The organism is Haloferax sulfurifontis (assembly GCF_014635105.1).
GTDB lineage: Archaea > Halobacteriota > Halobacteria > Halobacteriales > Haloferacaceae > Haloferax > Haloferax denitrificans.
Map to the genome: position 1 here is coordinate 1 of NZ_BMCI01000019.1, position 810 is coordinate 810.

Annotated in this window: 1 protein-coding gene; it reads left to right on the top strand. The window is 59.4% G+C overall.

Annotated features, from left to right (window positions below):
• Positions 1-12 precede the first annotated feature (12 nt).
• The coding region (locus IEV64_RS19765) for an IS5 family transposase (protein WP_188425104.1) at positions 13-810 on the top strand (798 nt) is incomplete at its 3' end.

Genomic DNA, 810 nt, shown 5'->3' on the forward strand with positions numbered 1-810 from the left:
ATTCGGTTGTCCATGACACAAATCTCCCGCTTCACTAGTGAGATTGTGCCGATTGCTCAAGTTGTTACCGGTGATGGAGACGAATCCGCCGCCCCGGAAGGTGGCGGCGGATTCGCCGACTATGCCCTCGTTTCCCTCCACTGTCTCCGGATTTACCTCGACACGTCCTACAGAATGACCATCGACCTGCTGAAGGAGATGCCGCAAATAACCGGGGAGATCGGCCTCAGCGCGGCCGATCTCCCCTCACCATCCACGTTGTGTAAAGCGTTCGACCGGATTAGTATGGGCGTCTGCCGAGTGCTGCTGCGCCAGTCGGCGCAGCTGCACGACCCCTCGAAACACGGTGCAATCGACGCTACGTTCTACGAACGCTCAGCAGCGAGCCGCCACTACTGCCAGCGAATAAGCTACCGCGTACAGAAGCTGAAGGTCACGAAACTCGTCGATACAGACTCTCAAGCCGTCCTTGACGTTCACTGTTCGACGAACCGTGAAGGAAGCGACGCAGACCTCGCCGAGCAGATCGCCCGCCGGAACGCGGGCGATCTGCGGTCTCTCGCTGCCGATAAAGGCTATGACAAGCAGTCGCTCCGCGAATCCCTTCGTGACCTCGGGATTCGCCCGCTCATCAAACATCGCATCTTCGCACCGTACGACCACGCGCACAACGCCAGAATCGACGAACAGCGCTACAATCAGCGCTCGATGACCGAGACCGTGAACTCGGCTGTGAAGCGCTCGCTCGGCTTCGCCGTGCGAGCGCGTTCGTGGTTCCGTGAGTTCCGAGAAATCGCCCTGATGTGTGCG